The organism is Isoalcanivorax indicus (assembly GCF_003259185.1).
In the GTDB taxonomy this organism is placed as follows: domain Bacteria; phylum Pseudomonadota; class Gammaproteobacteria; order Pseudomonadales; family Alcanivoracaceae; genus Isoalcanivorax; species Isoalcanivorax indicus.
On the sequence record NZ_QGMP01000001.1, the window covers coordinates 655,285 to 668,067 of the forward strand.

At 65.0% G+C, this 12,783-nt stretch carries 10 protein-coding genes; 2 read left to right on the forward strand and 8 right to left on the reverse strand.

Annotation, left to right across the window (positions count from 1 at the left end; translation table 11 throughout):
• Positions 1-18 precede the first annotated feature (18 nt).
• The 3 genes from DKW65_RS03035 to arfB all read right to left on the reverse strand — a co-directional run bounded on the left by DKW65_RS03035 (position 19) and on the right by arfB (position 3,053).
• Positions 19-474: an SRPBCC domain-containing protein gene (locus DKW65_RS03035; protein WP_111655873.1), complete on the reverse strand. Its 456-nt coding sequence runs from the start codon at positions 472-474 to the stop codon at positions 19-21.
• Positions 475-564: 90 nt separating this feature from the next.
• On the reverse strand, positions 565-2,634 hold the full coding sequence (locus tag DKW65_RS03040; RefSeq protein WP_245932383.1) for a TonB-dependent receptor family protein: 2,070 nt from the start codon (positions 2,632-2,634) through the stop codon (positions 565-567).
• Positions 2,631-3,053 (reverse strand): alternative ribosome rescue aminoacyl-tRNA hydrolase ArfB, encoded by a 423-nt coding sequence (arfB, locus tag DKW65_RS03045; protein ID WP_111655874.1) that lies wholly within the window; start codon positions 3,051-3,053, stop codon positions 2,631-2,633. The genes DKW65_RS03040 and arfB overlap by 4 nt, the downstream gene beginning before the upstream one ends.
• A gap of 255 nt (positions 3,054-3,308) precedes the next feature.
• On the opposite strand from arfB, the gene DKW65_RS03050 reads away from it, so the two are divergent.
• A complete protein-coding gene (locus tag DKW65_RS03050) occupies positions 3,309-4,757 on the forward strand; it encodes a DUF3300 domain-containing protein (protein WP_162925668.1) in 1,449 nt (482 codons plus the stop codon).
• Positions 4,758-4,777: 20 nt separating this feature from the next.
• On the opposite strand, the gene DKW65_RS03055 is transcribed toward DKW65_RS03050, so the two are convergent.
• Together DKW65_RS03055 and waaC are read right to left on the reverse strand one after the other, a co-directional pair.
• A complete protein-coding gene (locus DKW65_RS03055; protein WP_111655876.1) occupies positions 4,778-5,326 on the reverse strand; it encodes a hypothetical protein in 549 nt (182 codons plus the stop codon).
• 33 nt (positions 5,327-5,359) lie between these two features.
• Complete coding sequence (waaC, locus tag DKW65_RS03060) at positions 5,360-6,439, reverse strand: lipopolysaccharide heptosyltransferase I (RefSeq protein WP_111655877.1); 1,080 nt, start codon at positions 6,437-6,439, stop codon at positions 5,360-5,362.
• Positions 6,440-6,571: 132 nt separating this feature from the next.
• Here waaC and pbpG point away from each other — a divergent pair, with 132 nt between their 5' ends.
• Positions 6,572-7,543 carry a D-alanyl-D-alanine endopeptidase gene (gene pbpG / locus DKW65_RS03065; protein WP_111655878.1) on the forward strand — a complete coding sequence of 324 codons (972 nt, stop codon included), beginning with the start codon at positions 6,572-6,574 and terminating at the stop codon, positions 7,541-7,543.
• A gap of 402 nt (positions 7,544-7,945) precedes the next feature.
• Here pbpG and lipA read toward each other — a convergent pair whose 3' ends face one another.
• The 3 genes from lipA to DKW65_RS03085 form a co-directional block, all read right to left on the reverse strand.
• Positions 7,946-8,926: a lipoyl synthase gene (gene lipA / locus DKW65_RS03075; protein ID WP_111655880.1), complete on the reverse strand. Its 981-nt coding sequence runs from the start codon at positions 8,924-8,926 to the stop codon at positions 7,946-7,948.
• Positions 8,927-9,004: 78 nt separating this feature from the next.
• Positions 9,005-9,739: a lipoyl(octanoyl) transferase LipB gene (gene lipB / locus DKW65_RS03080; RefSeq protein ID WP_111655881.1), complete on the reverse strand. Its 735-nt coding sequence runs from the start codon at positions 9,737-9,739 to the stop codon at positions 9,005-9,007.
• Between the two features lie 73 nt (positions 9,740-9,812).
• The gene (locus tag DKW65_RS03085) at positions 9,813-12,704 is read right to left on the reverse strand and encodes a parallel beta-helix domain-containing protein (protein WP_111655882.1); all 2,892 of its coding nucleotides are present in this window, start codon (positions 12,702-12,704) and stop codon (positions 9,813-9,815) included.
• Positions 12,705-12,783: the final 79 nt, after the last annotated feature.

A 12,783-nucleotide genomic window follows, 5' to 3' on the forward strand; every position in this document is an offset into this window, starting at 1 on the left:
ACGCGTTCTGTCGTCGTGTCAGCCTGCCTGCCGACGGGCGGGCTGTGCTTCGGCTCGCACGCGCAGGGCGTGATTCATCCTGTTGAAGCCCGCGCGCGTCTCGCGGTCCAGCTTGCCACGCAGGAACGGCACCAGCAGACCCCGGAAGGTTTCACTGTGGCTCAGGCGCACGGTGCCATCTTCCAGCGGTGACAGGACGAAGGTGTGCTCACCATCAAACAGGCCGGGCATCAGGAAGCGCCCACGCCAGGCAAAGACCTGACCATGCTTGAGGGCGATCACTTCCGGGCGGAAGGTCATGCTGCGGCCTGGCCGGGTGGCGATGCTGAGGGTCAGCCGCTGACCGGGTCGGGGCACACCACGGGCCGCGATGATGAACGGATTCCACTCGCTGTAGTGTGCCAGATCAATCAGGATCGCCCAGATACGCTCGGGGCTGGCGTTGATGTCAATGGTGGTGTCCAGCGTAAACACGGTGCGCCCCGACAGATGAACAGGTCCAGAAGGGTATCAGAATCCGGCGGGCGTGACGCCCCGTATTCAGAGATGTGGCCCGTGTCAGCGTCATGGCAAGGTCACACTCAGTCCGGCGTAGATCATACGGTCGGGCGCCGGTTCGTAGTACTGGCCGTTACTGGCGTTGATGCGAATATTGCTGAAATAGTCGCGGTTGAACACATTGTTGATGCCCAGGTGGGTGTCCAGCCGTTGACCGCGCACGGCCCACTGGCGGCCGATGCGGGTGTTGACCACGGCATGACTGCCAGCCCGCTCGTCGTTGGCGTTGTTGGTCTCGATGTCGCTGGCGAAACGACTGTCCATGATGACAAAGTGCCCGCCCTCATGGCGCCAGGCGGCTTCGGTAAACAGGGTATGACGTGGCAGGCCCGGCAGCCGGCGGTGACTGAAATCGTTGCCGTTGCGGTCGAGAAAATCGTCAAAGCGGTAGCTGGCCCAGGTCCAGGCGGCGGTCAGTTGAAGGCGTGCAGTGGTGGCGTGGATCAGCGCCAGCTCAAGCCCCTGGCGTTCGGTACGGGCGGCGTTCTCGTAAAAGGTGCGACCGTCCTGTTCGAACGGCGTGATTTCATCCCGTACACGTATGGCGAACAGCGCCACATCGTAACGCAGGCGAGGCAGCAACATGCCCCGGGCGCCGGTTTCCGCGCTGCGCGTTTTCTGCGGGCTGATATCGGGGTTGAAGCCGCCGCTGCCGTCGGGGTTGGCGAACTCGGTAAAGGTCGGGGTTTCGAAGGCGGTGCCGACATTGGCATAAAGCTGGTGATCGACATGGGCATGCCAGAGCAGGCCAGCACCGTAGCTGTATTCATCGAAGGTGCGTGAACCGGAATCATCGCCGTTGGTGGTCAGTCGGTCATCGATCGCCAGCCTGACCCGGTCTGCCCGTGCGCCCAGCGTCAGGGTCAGGGTCTCCGTGAGCGCCGAGTCGCTTTGCAGAAAAAACCCGGTACTGGTGCCGGTCTGCAAGGCGTCGCCGCTGATGGCGGTGACTTCGCCTGCCGGATTGACGTTGCGGCGCAGCCGGTCGTCTTCCTGGCGTGCGATATCGGCACCGAGCACATAGCGATGGGCCAGGCCGAGCAGGCTGGCCTCGCGGGTGTAGTCGATACCTGCGCCGTAAAAGTTACGGTCATAGCTGACCAGACTGCTGCCGGGGAAGGGCAACTGCTGGACAAACTCGCGCCGGGTAAAAAAGGTATGGCCGCTCAGACTGCCACCGAGCAGGGCGCTGTCTTCGTAGCGCAGGCCCACCCGTTGTTGCCGGACTGCCTGACCGGCATCCAGATTGATTGCATTGGCCACCGCCTGGCGACGGTTGTCGCGCACCTGCTGCCGGGTCAGGCCGCCGGGGTCCTGCGCCGTGTCGGTGTCCAGCGCATTCAGCAGCAGTGTCAGCGAGCGCTGGTCCGTCAGCGCCAACCCGACACCGGCGTTCAGTCGCCGCTGGCGCACCGCGCTCTGCTGGCGGTAACCGTCATAGTCCAGTTCCGTCAGGCTGACCTGATGGTGGAAGGAGCCGTCGCTGCCCGCCAGCCGGGCGTTCAGCTTCCGATAACCGTACTCGCCCGCTTCGCCGCGTACGGTCGCCGTGTACGGGGCATCGCGACCGTCCACGCTGCGCACGTCGATGACACCGCCACTGGCGTTACCGTACTGCACAGAGGCCGGGCCGCGAATGACGTTGATCGACGCGGCCGAGTCGAGGTCCAGGGCGTCCACCTGGGACTGCCCGTCCGGCAGGGTTTCGGGAATGCCGTCATAGAGAATGCGCAGCCCACGGATACCGAAGGGCGCGCGGGCGCCGAAGCCGCGTGCCGAAATACGTTGGCCCTGGGCAAAGTTGTGACTGTTCTGCAAATAGAGTCCGGGCACGCGGCCGAGTGATTCAGCCAGCTGCAACTGAGGTTGGCCGTCAGCGATATCGGCGCGCTCGATACGGGTCACAGCCAGCGGCGTGTCATCCAGTGAGCGACTCAGGCGTGTGGTCTCGATCACCACCGGCGCCAGGGTGGCCCCGGGCGAGGACGCAGTGTCGGCGAACGTCATCGCCGTGACGCTGCACAGGAACAGGCCGGTAGCACCTGAAAAAAAAGAAACCGGAAGGCGACAGCTCATGGATCCACTTTCCCTCGCAGGGCTTTGGTCTTGCCGCGTTGTTTCTTGCCGTCCAGTCGTCGCTGCCTTGCCCCGGCGCCCGGCCGAGTGGCAATACGCTGGCGTGGCACCACCGTGGCAGCTCGGATCGTCTCGGCCAGGCGTTGCAGGGCATCTTCGCGATTTTTTTGCTGGCTGCGGAACTGCTGCGCCTTGATCACCAGCACACCATCACTGGTTATGCGCTGATCCGAGCGGGCCAGCAAACGTGCCTTGCAATCCTCCGGCAGCGACGAGGCGTGAATGTCGAAGCGCAGGTGTACGGCGCTCGATACCTTGTTGACGTTCTGGCCGCCAGCGCCCTGGGCACGCATGGCTTCCATCTCGATTTCGGCGAGCGGCAAGCTGATCTGGCTGGTGATGAAGAGTGTCTCGGACATGCTGCAGCATACCATTTTCAGGCTTTCACAATCTTTTCCCAATTATCGATGTTCCGTGAAGGCGGCCCGGAAAGAGCATGGGTTTCACTGATAACTATATGAAAACAGAACATAAATCGTAAGTCGGCGGTTTTACATTTTGTGCACATTTTCATGATGGACGCGCATGGCCTTGCGCAGTCCTGCGCACCGCCTTGAGGCACTGTGCCACCTGGAGGAGACTGAACGCCGATGTTCTCTGCCGAGGCCAGAGCCATGACACGTCACACTCTGTTTTTACGTCCCACCAGCCGCTGGCTGACTCTGTTGTTGAGCGGGCTGCTGCTGGCGTCGCTCTCTGCCTACCTGCGTGCCCAGGACGAGCTGTTCAGCCAGGCAGAGCTGGACCAGATGCTGGCTCCTGTCGCCCTGTTCCCGGATTCATTGCTCAGCCAGGTCCTGATTGCCGCCACCTATCCCCTGGAAGTGGTGGACGCCGCGCGCTGGTCGGCCGCCAACCCGGATCTGTCCGGAGGCGATGCGGTGCGGGCGGTCGAACGGCGTGACTGGGACCCGGCTGTCAAATCACTGGTCGCCTTTCCCGATCTGCTGGCGCGGATGGATCGTGATCTGGACTGGACGCGACGCCTCGGTGATGCCTGGCTGATGCAGGAAGCGGATGTCAGTGACAGCATCCAGGCCCTGCGTCGTCGCGCTGAGAGCGCCGGACACCTGCGCCAGGATGAACACATCCGTACCCGCCGCGAGCGTGACGTCATCATCATCGAACAGGCGCGCCCGCAAGTGGTGTATGTGCCTTACTACCGCACCACCGTGGTGTATGGCCCCTGGTGGCATCCGGCCTACCCGCCGGTGTACTGGCATCCGCCGGTGACCACCAGTGCTGTATTTTACTGGGGGAGCGGGGTACGGCTTTACAGTAACTTTTTCTTTACCCGCTTCGACTGGCCACGCCGCAATATCGTCATCATCAACGCGCACCAGCCGCCGCAATATCATGTCCATTATCATGGCGGCCGCCCGCCGCGCGGCGGCTATACCCGCTGGCGGCACAACCCGCAGCACCGTCGCGGCGTGACCTATCGCTCGCCAGCGCTGAACCGGGATTTCACTCGCCATACCGCCTCTATCGACGCTAACCGCCGTCCTGTCTGGCAGCGTGACCAGGCAGCACGAAACGAGACACGACGCGAGACACGGCCTGAACCCGGGCAGTGGCGCGGCAACCGTGATGGCGCGCGTCGTGACGGCGGACGCCGCGACGCCGCAGACAACACACGGCGTATGAGACCACCGGCCACCCCCGATACGGGGCGCGAGCAGCGTGCCGACCCCCAGCGGCCTGGTCGGGATGCCCGCCGCGAGGACGCCGGACGTCGCGACACGCGATCCGGGAACAGGCAGCGTCAGGAGGCCGCCGCGCCACAGCCGGAACGCCCCCGCCTGACGCGACCCGCGCCCTCGGCGGGGGGCGAGCGCACCACCACCGGCAGAGAGCAGCGGCAGCGCCGTGACGCCAGCCAGCCGCGGCAGAGCCTGACCGGCGACCGCAGCCCCGGATGGCAACGGGGGAACAGCCGTGGCAGGGAGCACAGCGTCCAGCCGCGTCAGCAATCTGATGGCGGCGCCGGGCGTGGTCCGCAGCGCAGTGGTCGGGATGGCGGCCAGCGTGGCGGGGGCAACTGGCAACGCGGCGAACGCTAGCGGAACGCCGGGGCTGCTATCTAGGGCAGTCGGTCGCGCAGGTAGCTGTCGTCACCGAAGTAGACATCGTCGAGCAGAAACCCGTCGTCCGTCAGCGCCATGATGGCGATATCCCGCCATTGCCGGTCGCCGTGGCTCAGGCCAATTTCCACACCGACATGGCGTGTGCTGATGGGCACGCGGCCGAGGACCACGAAGTGGTCGGGGTGCAGCGCGGGGCCGGTGAAGAGCGCCCCCTCTGCAAGCAGCGGCGGCCGGTCCGGGTGGTCCCGCTGCCAGGCGTCACGAGCCACCAGCGTGTTGTACAGCAGCGCATCCAGACTCTCGGTGATGAACGGATTGAGCACCTCCAGTGCCGTTTCCCCGGGCAGGCCCTCCGGCCGCAATGTCAGGTAGCGCCCATAGAACTGGCAGGCCACAAATTCCGGCGAGTGCGGCTCCCGGCAGGCAGGGTCTGCCTCGGGTTGCGCCAGCGGCTCGGTGACACAGGCGCTGATCAGGGTCAGCACAACCAGCGCCAGGGCAAGCAGGGCCGGGGGCAAACGATACAGAGGCAGGGTTCCAGTCATGCTGGCAAGGGTATACCGGAAGCGGTGCGCGTGTCAGGCCAGGTCGGCGCTGGCCAGGGACGTCGTGATGAGGCGCCGTGGCGCGCGCAACATGGACTGAAGGCGATGCCACACGTCTTCCGGGTGCAGGCCTGCCATGCAGGGTGCGGTGGCCCGGCTGTCACTGGCCAGCAGCCTGCAGTGGCGTTTGCGGCACGGTGCACAGGGCAGATCGCTGGCAAAGTTGGTAGCGTGTGGCCCATTCAGCCCCACCCGTTCCAGCGGCGTCGGGCCGAACAGGCCGATGACCGGGGTGTCCAGCGCGGCGGCCAGATGCGTCAGCCCGGTATCCGGGCCCACCACGGCCCGTGCTGCCGCCAGGGTGCCCGCGACATCGGTGAGCGAACGCCGCGCGGCCGCGACGCTCACGGTGGAGCGATTGCCGCAGGCCGCAGCGATGCGCAGGGCCCGATCGGCCTCCGCCTGGTTACCCCAGAGCAGCTCCACCGAGTGCCCCGCCCCGGAGGCCAGACGGGTGAGCGTGATCCAGTGTTCCTCCGGCCACAGCTTGCTGGGCCATGTCGTGCCCGGCAGAAAGACCAGCGGAGCGTCGCCATGCTGAGGCGGCAGCAGCGCCTCGCGCAGACCGAACTCCGCCTGCCCTGACAGCGGGTATTCCAGCGCAGCAGCCAGCAGCAGGCGATTGCGCTGGATGGCATGCAGTGACGGGCTGATGCGATGCCCCCGCCCGGTGAGCAGGCCCGCCAACGACTCACGGGCACTGTGGCGATCAAAGCCATGCAGTTGGTCGCGCCGCGCCTGACGGGCGACGAGCGCACTCTTGAGCAGCCCCTGGCTGTCCACCACCCGGTCGTAGTGCTCGGTGCGCAAGGCCTCGCGCCACTGGCGCAGGGCCCGCAGACTGGCAGGCCCGGGCTGGCGCAACCAGGCACGCAGATTGACGGGGATGACACGATCGACCGCCGGATGCCAGGCCGCCGCCTCGGCGAACGCCTCCTCCACCACCCAGTCAAGCCGGATGTCGGGGCGGGCCCGGCGCAGATCGGTCAGCGCCGGGAAGGTATGGAAAATGTCGCCCAGAGACGACATTCTTATCAGCAATATGCGCGTCATGGGCAAGCATCTAAGCACGGCGTTCCTGACCCCTTCAATATAGGTTCTGTTATGCGGCGCACGCTTTCATGTAATGCCAGCCGCCCGACGCTTGGGTATGATGAGCCCTTGTTACACAAGAGCTACCTGACCATGCTGTACCGTGCGCCCGCCCGCCGAAGCCCCCTGTTTCTGTTACCCGCTACGGTTGTGGCCCTGCTTTGCCTGACCCTGCTGCCCGGCCAGGCCGCGCAGAGCCAGCCCCTGCCAGACCCGGACCAACTGAAACTGGCATCGGCCACCGCTGCTGTGGCCCGGCTGGACGACCCCGAGCCCCTGTTCCAGAAGCATGCCGCCCAGCCGGTACCGATTGCCTCGGTGACCAAAGTGATGACCGCCATGGTCGTCCTTGACGCCAACGCTGACCTGGACGAATGGCTGGAGATTCTCGAACGGGACACCCCGGCCCCGGCCAACGCCTGGTCGCGCCTGCGCATCGGCTCCGAAGCCCGGCGCCGCGATCTGCTGCATATCTCACTGATGTCGTCGGAAAACCTGGCCTCCCATGTGTTGGCGCGCCACTACCCGGGCGGCACACCGGCGTTCGTGAAAGCCATGAACGACAAGGCGGAGGCGCTGGGCATGCACCAGACGCGCTTTGTCGATGCCACCGGTCTGTCATCTGCCAATGTCTCCACGGCGGCGGATCTGCTGAAAATGGTGCAGGCGGCGCATGACTATCCGCTGATCCGTGAGCTCTCCACCAGCGGTGGCTTCCATGTCACCTTCCGTAATCCGCGTTACACGCTGGGGTACGGCAACACCAACCGGCTGGTGCATGCCGACAGTTGGGGCGTTTCCCTGAGCAAGACGGGGTATCTGACGGAGGCGGGGCGTTGCCTGGTGATGGTGGCGGACATCGACGGTGAACCCACGGCGATGGTGTTCCTCGATTCTCTGGGCACTCGCACGCCACTGGGCGATGCCGGGCGTGTGCGGCGCTGGCTCACCACGGGGGATGGTGGCGCTGTCGCCGGGGCTGCATTGTCCTACGAGCAGGAGCGTACGGCGCGCTTTAATGGCACGGGTGTGGGTGGTGTGCGTCAGGTGGCTGAGCGCGAGTAGTGGTTTGAGTGGTTTTCCATTCTTTTTGTTGGGGGGTGTTGGCCCTCTGGGGGCGGGTAAGGGTTTTCTGGACACGCCGTGAACCCATCCATGGGGGCTCTCGTTCGGCATCCATGCCTCTCGAAGGTCCAGAAAACCCTTACCCGCCCCCAGAGGGCCGTCACGCGCAGCCCGCTTAAAAACTTCCAGCCAACCAAGAGTCTCGTTCTGGCGACTAGCTACGAAGTGGCGTTCGTGTCGTTGGCACTGAACCAAGGACTCGGGGAGGGGTGAGCCCATCCAGAAGTGTGTGAGGCAGGATGCCGAACGCAAGCCCCCATGGATGGGTTCACGGCGGCTTCTGGATGGGCTTACCCCTCACCGAGGCCGCGCTACGAAGTACCCAAGGCTCAGTCGGAATACTCAAGCCGGATGAGCAATCCCCACATCAATACCCTGATGCTGCAAGTCGGCATGATAGGAACTGCGCACCATCGGCCCCGAAGCCACCGACGTAAAACCGAGTTCGTCAGCAATGCGCGCATATTCCCGGAACTCATCCGGATGTACATAGCGATCCACCGGCGCATGGTGCTTGCTCGGCTGCAGATACTGGCCGATGGTCAGCATCGCAATATCGTAACGGCGCAGATCATGCAGCGTTTCCACCACCTGATCGAACGTCTCGCCCAGCCCCACCATGATGCCGGTCTTCGTCGGCACCTGCGGGTTGCGGCGGCCGAATTCCTGTAGCAGCGTCAGAGAGTGTTCATAGCGCGCGCCCGGACGAACCTGCTTGTACAGATGCGGCACGGTTTCGATGTTGTGATTGAACACGTCCGGCGGGGTGGCCGACAGCAAGTCCAGCGCCTCGTCCATGCAGCCCCGAAAGTCCGGCGTCAGGATTTCGATACGCGTGTCCGGTGTCATGTCGCGCACCGCACTGATGCACTCGACAAAATGCGCCGCGCCGCCGTCCTTCAGATCATCCCGGTCCACCGAAGTGATGACCACATAGCGCAGGCCCATGTCGCGCACGCTTTCCGCCAGGTGTTGCGGTTCCAGCGGGTCGAGGGCGTTGGGGCGGCCAAAGCCGACGTCGCAGAACGCGCAGCGGCGGGTGCAGATGTCGCCCATGATCATGAAGGTGGCGGTGCCGTTGCCGAAACATTCGGGCAGGTTCGGGCAGGCCGCTTCTTCGCACACGGTGTGCAGCTTCTGCTTGCGCAGCATGTCCTTGACCTGCTGGATGCGGCCGCTGGACGGCACGCGCACGCGAATCCAGTCCGGCTTGCGGCGATGCGTGTTCTCTTCATTGACCATCGGGATGGTGCGCACCTTGCGCTCGCCTCGCAGCTTTTCGCCAACGGCGACTTTCTGGCGGGCGGGGCGGGGGTCTGTCATGGGAACTCCTGTTGAGAACTCCTGTAACGAGGCGCCGTCTGTGGGGGCGGCCTCAGCCGGTATGAGGGAGCAGGCCGTTCAGGGGGATCCGGCCCCGTCTGCGGCGTCGGGCAGTATAGCAGTTGCCGGGACCTCGGGCAGCGTTGCCGGTGCGTTATGCAGAGCGCCCAGTTGCAGTGGCTGGCGCAGGGCGTCCAGCAGGGCCTGTTCGATGGCGTCGCGATCATGGGGCTTGCCCAGCAGGGCCAGGCTGGTCATCGGCTGGCCCGCGTAGCCGCAGGGGTTGATGCGTTGGAAGGGCTGCATGTCCATGTCGCGGTTCAGTGACAGGCCGTGGTAGCTGCGGCCGTGGCGGATGCGCAGGCCCAGGGAGGCGATCTTGGCGCCATCCACATAGACGCCGGGGGCGTCGGGGCGGCTGGCTGCGGCCAGCCCCAGTGTGGAGAGGGTGGTGACGATGGCTTCTTCGATGCCGTTGACCAGGGCGCGGGCGCCCATGCCCAGACGTTGCAGGTCCAGCATCAGGTAAATCACCGTCTGGCCGGGGCCATGGTAGGTGACCTGGCCGCCGCGATCGCATTTCACCACCGGGATATCGCCGGGATTGAGCAGGTGTTCGGGCTTGCCTGCCTGCCCCAGGGTGAACACGGGGGGGTGCTCGACCACCCAGAGTTCGTCCGGGGTGTCCGGGCCGCGCTGGTCGGTAAAGGCTTTCATGGCCTGCCAGCAGGGGGCGTAATCCACCTGGTCGAGGTGGCGCACCTGCACGGGGGGCAGGGGCTCGGGAGACGGGGCAGCGGCGATATCGGTCATGGGACCATTATCGCCGCTGCCCGGGGGCTTTGAAAGCCGACTCGGGTCTAATCTCGGCTCTGATCAGGCAGCATCAGAACAGCCCGCCGCCGCAGGACTCGCTGTTCGGGTAGGTGTCGTTGTTGCGTTCGATCACCTGGTTGATCCACTGGGTCACCAGCGTCACGCCTTCGTCGTGGGCCACGCTGCGGGCGATGGGTGGCATGCGCGCGTCGGCGCGGTCTTCGTTTTCCATGCGGAAGGTCATGATCGAGTCGTGGGCGCGGCGCGGCACGATATCGAAGCGGCGCCCGCCAGAGCCGTCACCGGCGGCAGTGGGACGCTTGCAGATGCCATAGCTGCCGTCGACGCGGCGCTGCACATCCAGGAACAGGCCGGTATTGGAAGCGCTGCCTGCCGGGTTGTGGCAGTGGGCGCAGTTCATTTCCAGGTAGCCGCGTGCGCGATGCTCGATATCGGCGGCCGACCCGGCCGCGTGGCCTGCGTCACCGGGCACATTGAAGCGGGCGACGCGCTCGACGTTGGTGGCCACCAGGCTGTCGTTGAGCTGCAACGCCGGCGCTTCGGCCAGCAGGCCGCGTTCGATCCAGTGGGCCAGCTGGTTGCGTGTGCCCAGGCCGGCGTAATCAAACGGCCGGTTCAGGTAGCGCACCATGGGGCCGATGGGCGCGGCGCCGCGCTCGCGGTCGTCGTTGGCGTGGCAGGTTATGCACTGGTTGGCGTGCGGAATGCTGTAATGATCGGTACGGCCGACGTAGGGGGTGCCGGTGTCGGGGTCGGTGTAATCCCAGGACACCGAGGCGCGACCACCGCCCAGGGACAACAGGGCACGGCGCTCGCCGTCGTCGCCGGTTTCCCAGACATAAGGCAGGCCTTGCCAGTTGAAGGAGCCATCGGCGTTGGCGCGTTTGATCAGCAAACGGGTTTCCACCACGTGCTCGTCGGCGCCGTTGGGGAAGGCGAAGGTTTTGCTGATGACGGTGCCCACCGGGAACAGCAGGGTCTCCTGGGTGCCGTCGTCCAGGTCACGCCAGCGTGCCTGGCCTTCCGGTGGCAGGAAGACGGTGCGGTATTTGACCGAGTAATCCGAGAACAGCGGGGTCGTCAGGTCGTAGGGCAGGGTGCGCTCGCCACGCGGCGTGCTGCGCGGGTCGCTGGCGTCGGTGAACAGGTTGTAGTGGGCCAGGTCGGGGCAATCGAACGCCAGTGCGGGCCAGTTGATGGCGTTGCCCGTATCGGCGCCGCACGCGGCGGCAATCTGTTCGTCAGAGGGCGGTGCGCTGCCGCCGTCCACGGGGGTGTAAGGTGCCAGGCTGACCGGTGGCAGGCTGGCCAGGGTGCGGCCCAGGGTGGCGCTGCACTGGTGCGGGGTCATGTCGTTGTCGCGCAGCAGGCGCGGGTCCAGCTCCAGGCCATGGAAGTTCAGGAAGCGTGCCGGCGAGACCAGTTCACCGATGGGTTTGAGCAGGCCGGAGATCGGCCCGAGCAGGTCTCCCAGGGCTTCAACCAGGGGCCCGGCGACGAACTCGTTGTCTTCGATGCAGATCCAGAATTCGGGCTTGATGCGTGCGCCGTCCGGTTCAAATTTGTGCGCGTTGTAACGGCATTCCGGGTTCGGATCGCCGGGGCGAAACTGCGGTTTGCCGAATTCATCGGCGGGCACCGGCTCGCCGTCGCTGCCCAGCGGGTAGGGGCAGTCGGCGTCCAGTTCATCGTAGAGGCCGTCCCAGACAATATGCGCGCCCAGCCCCAGGTTCTTGAGCCGCACCAGTGTTGGCAGCAGAAACTCCACTTCGCCTTCGGGCAGCCCTTGCAGGTTTTCCAGGGTCAGCTCCAGCGGCGGGTTGTAGCCGGCATTCTTCAGCACATTGTCGCGAATCAGAATGCCTTCGGGGTAGTAGTCCATGCGCCGGTCGCCGTCGCCGCCCAGCAGTTCATAGCTGGCGATGATGATGTTGGCGGTCTGATGGTCCTCGAACACGTTGTCGAAAATCTCGATGCGGTCATAGGACAGAATCAGTGCGCCGGTGCCCTTCGGTACGGCGCGCACGATGCCGCCTGCAGCGAAGTTGCTGAGGTTGTTCTTGCGCGAGACGTTGTTGAACAGCCGTGTGCCGTCGCCGAACTGCGACAGCCCGGGCAGATCGAAAATCAGAAAGCCGCCGGTGTTGCACTCGGCCAGGTTGTCGTACTGATCGGCGCGGTTGGTGTTCTCGATTTCAAAACCGGCCACGTTGAAGGCTGCGCGGCTGTTGCGCACGATCACATCGTCGGACTGACCGACGTAGATACCGGCATCCGAGGCGCCGATGGCCTCGATGCCGTCGACCAGAATATGGCGCGATTCCACGGGATAAATGGCGTAGCGGCCGTTCGATGAGGAAGGCTGGTAATCGTCCGGGCAGTCCCACTGCATGGAGGCGGGCACATTGTTGGCGGCCACCGGCAGATTGGCGCTGGACCAGAGCATGCGCAGGTCAACGAAATTGACGAAATCCGAGCCCTTCACCTTGATGCCGTCGCCAGGGGTGTCCACCACCGACATGTCGCGCAGGGTGACGCCCCGGGTGTTGGAGACCAGGATGCCCTCGGCGGTGTTGGAGCCGCGGAAATTGAGGACAGTGTCGTCGCGTCCGGCGCCGCGAATGGTGACGTTCTCGCCATTCTGCAGAACCAGCCCGGTGTCCATCTCGAAGTAGCCGCTGGCAAATTCGATCTCGTCGCCGGGGCCAGCGGCGATAAAGGCTTCCAGTGCATCGCGGGTGGCATCCGGGCCGGGCGTGATCAGCCAGTGGCGCGGGGTGTAGGGGGCACTGTTGCCCGGCGGTGGCGGTTCACCGCCGCTACCGGGCTGGCCGGGCGCATTGCCGGTGACGCTGGAGCTGCCGCCGCAGGCGCTCAGCAGCAGACAGGAAAACAGCGCCGCTGCACCAAGGTGCCGCGGGAAATGGGTGAGGCGTGGCATTGTTGTTATCCCCGATCAATAGCGTTATCAGCAGGCTATCCGGGGCGTGAAGGTACAAACAGGCGTGTTTGGTTAATCG

Bases quoted from the DNA above. Each gene is read 5' to 3' on its own strand.
- DKW65_RS03055 (WP_111655876.1), bottom strand. From the start codon at position 5,326: ATGACTGGAACCCTGCCTCTGTATCGTTTGCCCCCGGCCCTGCTTGCC.
- waaC (WP_111655877.1), bottom strand. From the start codon at position 6,439: ATGACGCGCATATTGCTGATAAGAATGTCGTCTCTGGGCGACATTTTC.
- lipA (WP_111655880.1), bottom strand. From the start codon at position 8,926: ATGACAGACCCCCGCCCCGCCCGCCAGAAAGTCGCCGTTGGCGAAAAG.
- DKW65_RS03040 (WP_245932383.1), bottom strand. From the start codon at position 2,634: ATGAGCTGTCGCCTTCCGGTTTCTTTTTTTTCAGGTGCTACCGGCCTG.
- lipB (WP_111655881.1), bottom strand. From the start codon at position 9,739: ATGACCGATATCGCCGCTGCCCCGTCTCCCGAGCCCCTGCCCCCCGTG.
- DKW65_RS03085 (WP_111655882.1), bottom strand. From the start codon at position 12,704: ATGCCACGCCTCACCCATTTCCCGCGGCACCTTGGTGCAGCGGCGCTG.
- pbpG (WP_111655878.1), top strand. From the start codon at position 6,572: ATGCTGTACCGTGCGCCCGCCCGCCGAAGCCCCCTGTTTCTGTTACCC.
- DKW65_RS03050 (WP_162925668.1), top strand. From the start codon at position 3,309: ATGACACGTCACACTCTGTTTTTACGTCCCACCAGCCGCTGGCTGACT.
- arfB (WP_111655874.1), bottom strand. From the start codon at position 3,053: ATGTCCGAGACACTCTTCATCACCAGCCAGATCAGCTTGCCGCTCGCC.